Here is a 935-nt window from a genome sequence, read left to right on the forward strand (position 1 = left end):
GGCCGCGAGCGCCCGGCGCCCGCCGGCGGCGAAGACCGCCACCGCGCGCAGCAGGTCGCGCAGCGCGCCGGCCGCCGAGGAATCGAAGGGCGCATAGGCGCCGCCCGAGACCTTGGCGATCTGGCGGAACACGTTGCCGGCAACCTGGTTCGCGCCTTCGTGGAAACAGAAGACCGGCGTGCCGAAGAGGCCGAGTTCCCCCGCCGCGTGGCAGAGCGCGTCCACATCCTCCTCCACCGCGTCCCCGACCAGGACGAGCGCACCCACCTTCTCCTTGTGGGATTCGTTCAGCGCGTGGCGCAGCGCGCGCAGGATCTGCGTCTGCCCGCCGAGGCAGGTCACGGTGGACATGCGCCGCGCCAGTTCCGCGCCGTCGGTCAGGAAGGGGGTCGCGGCGAACTCCATGAAGCCGCGCCAATAGGCGAGGGAGACGGCGAGCCCGCCAAGGTCCCGCGTGGCGAGGAACATCTCCCCCGTCAGCGCGCAGGCGCGGTCCCAGGCCGGTTGGCGGGAGGCGGTGGCATCCACGGCGAAGACCAGCCGCCCCGGCCGCCCCCGCGCGGGCGTCGCGGCCGGAAGCCGCGCGACCTTGTCGAGGAAGGCGGCGACCTCGGTGCCTGGACCGGTACGGGCGGGTGGGCGGGACATGGATTCCTGCGATGATGGCCTGTGCGCAGCAACATGTGAAACCGCTCACACCCTGCGCCAAGGGCTTGGCCCGCAATGCTGGCGGAGCCGCGCGCCGCGGGCTTTACTGCGGCGCCGCAACAGGAGGATTCGCCGGATGCACGCAGCAGCCAGGTTGGGCATCAGGGCCGCGGCGCTCGCCACCGTGGCGGGGCTGGCGCTGGCAGGGGGCGCCGTGGCGCAGCCCAAGCCTGCCCCCCAGGGCGCGCCGCAGCCGGCGCTGCCCACGGCCAAGCCGCCGCCGCTCG

The 935-nt window shown here is 74.2% G+C and carries 1 protein-coding gene; it reads right to left on the bottom strand.

The features are described from left to right. The coding region (locus tag GXW76_RS25450) for a vWA domain-containing protein (RefSeq protein ID WP_211864928.1) at window positions 1-648 on the bottom strand (648 nt) is incomplete at its 3' end. Between the last annotated feature and the right edge of the window lie 287 nt (window positions 649-935).

It is taken from the genome of Neoroseomonas soli (genome assembly GCF_018129065.1).
Lineage (GTDB): Bacteria > Pseudomonadota > Alphaproteobacteria > Acetobacterales > Acetobacteraceae > Neoroseomonas > Neoroseomonas soli.